The 2,406-nt window shown below is 45.6% G+C and carries 3 protein-coding genes; all 3 read right to left on the bottom strand.

The window, feature by feature from the left end; all coding sequences use genetic code 11:
- Positions 1 to 220: 220 nt before the first annotated feature.
- On the bottom strand, positions 221 to 889 hold the full coding sequence (locus tag R1Y93_RS00120; RefSeq protein WP_500821165.1) for an ABC transporter ATP-binding protein: 669 nt from the start codon (positions 887 to 889) through the stop codon (positions 221 to 223).
- Positions 890 to 2,179 carry a glycosyltransferase gene (locus R1Y93_RS00115; protein ID WP_500821164.1) on the bottom strand — a complete coding sequence of 430 codons (1,290 nt, stop codon included), beginning with the start codon at positions 2,177 to 2,179 and terminating at the stop codon, positions 890 to 892. It lies immediately after the preceding gene.
- Positions 2,133 to 2,406 (bottom strand): hypothetical protein (locus tag R1Y93_RS00110; RefSeq protein ID WP_500821163.1); only part of this gene is annotated, 274 nt, incomplete at its 5' end. The genes R1Y93_RS00110 and R1Y93_RS00115, both read right to left, overlap by 47 nt.

Raw genomic sequence — 2,406 nt, 5'->3', positions numbered from 1 at the left:
TCAAGAAAACATCATCCATGGTTCCATGCATAGCTTCCAGACTTTCCACCTGATCCTTTACAGGAGTGATCAGGTCAAACAAGATCCATGGTATTTTCCACACGGACATCCAGGATCTCATCCCTTTTCTCCCATTTCATGCCTTTCCCGTTCAGGTATTTTTCCATCTTTTTCTCATTCTTTGCCTTGATCCTGAGACGGTCATATGCATACTTGCATTTCAGCTCATAAGGCGTTCCCTTACAGCTACGATCTCGCCATGATCCATGATCACTACCTGATCTGCTTCCACAGCCTCTTCCATGTAATGAGTGGTAAGGAAAATAGTCATATTTTTTTCTTTTTGAAGTCTTCGGATGGTTGCCCATACATGCTGTCTTGTTTGTGGATCAAGGCCTGTGGTAGGCTCATCCAGAAACAGGATCTGAGGCGTATTCAAAAGCGCTCTGGCTATATCTGCCCTCCTCCTCTGACCGCCTGACAGTCTGCCGTAAGGCCTGTCAAGGAACTCTGTCACTTCTGCATATTCTGCTGCTTCACGCACTGCCTGCTGGATCTGCTTCTTATTGTGGTAATAAAATCCTGCCCTTAATGACAGATTATCTTTAATAGAAAGATTCCGATCCAGAACACTGTCCTGGAATACCACCCCAATACTCTGGCGGATCTTTTCCGGATTGCGGTCCATGGAAAACCCTGCGATCTCAATCTGCCCTTCATCATACCTTGTCAGGGTACACAAGGCATCAATGGTGGTAGATTTTCCGGCTCCGTTAGGCCCTAAAAATGCAAACATGGAACCGCTTTTTACTTCAAAAGAGATACCCTTTACTGCCTGTACCTTTCCGTATGATTTTTTCAGATCCCGTACTTCTATTACATATTGCATCTATTTCTTTGCCTCCCATTCTGCTAAGAACCTTTCAATCTGCTTCACTGCATTTTGCTGTGCCAGGTTCTCTTTCTGGTCGTATTTTCTGATGATTTTTGCTGCTTTTTCGGCAGCCTCTTTATAGGACGGATCCTCCAGTATTCTTACTATTACCTGATATACCATCTCTTTTGTAGTTCTTTTGCTGTATATCATTTCTCCGCAGTGAATGTTATGGATCAGGTTCTCAAAATTATGTCTCTGCTCAAAAGCCTGGGGGAAAGCAGCTGCAGGGCAGCCTTCCTTCAGAACATTGTAGATAGTCCCCTGTCCTCCGTGGATCAATGCCAGGTCACATTGCTTTGCCGCTCCTGCCAGGGAGATCTTCTCATAAAAATGAAAATTATCCGGGTATTCCTGTTTTTCTTCCTCTGTAAGATATCCTATATCAGTTACATAATACTCATAATCAGAAGCCATAAGAGCAGCCTGTAAAAGCAGTACCAGAAGGTCTTTTCCACAGCTTGACCCAATGGTGATCAGCACCTTTTTCCTGTCTGTTTTCATTTCCGGTACAGGATAATCTTCATAATTCAGGATGGGACCGATGAATCTCCATGCCTTATTTTCCTGCAGATCCGGAAACAGCTCCGGTGCATCTGCCATCAGGGTCAGATCCCCTGCATACAGCATCAGATCCCCCTGAAGCTTTGGCCTTCCATGCTCTTCTAACAGCTTATTCCAGTCCTCAATGGTGCCTTTTCCATGTCCCAGCAGTCTTCCACAGGCATAGCTGTCTTCAAAGATACATTCTTTTTCTCCATTTTCGATCACTGCACCAGACCGGTTACTCAGCCGCTTTTTTGTTTCCTGATACAAAGCTGTGATAAAGGGCTGTGACATAACTGCCGACATGCACCACACCAGGGGTACCTGACAGATCCTTGCAGAAGCGGTGAAGGTCATCCGATAGCCTGTAAGCATCAGATCCGGCCGGATTTCCAGGATCAGCGCCACTTCTTCATTCACTACCTGTTCCAGCTCCTTCGTCGAACCGATACGTCCGCCGTACCGTCCCATATCCATCATCCGGTCAATATGCTTCTGGTCATACCACCAGGTATCGCACTGCAGATATACCCGCTTATAGGGTTTATCTGCGATCAGCCTTTCGTAAGGCCCGTTTCCTGCAAAATATACCTGCCAGCCATTTTTCCAAAGCCCATCTGCAATGGTGATCATCCTCTGTGTTTCGCTCCAGTTAAAAAGCGCTGCTCCCACAAGCACCTTCTTCTTTTCCGAATCCAATGAACAGTTCACCTCCCATGATCAGGCTGTGATCTGTGATCCGCATAATGGAAACTGCGAATTTCCACAGATCATCCTTTATTTTTTTTCCACTTTTTACCTGTACGCACAGTTCTTCATAAAGCTGTGCCATATGCTGGAATTTCAGGTTCATACCTGTGATCTTCCCAGGTGTTTTTCTGTCAAAGCCATCCAGATTACCGGTGCAGATATACTCTGTAACCGCC

The sequence above is a fragment of the Blautia sp. HA3515 genome (assembly GCF_059933065.1).
Note: the sequence above shows the minus strand (reverse complement) of the source record. Positions and strands in the feature narration are given on the sequence as shown.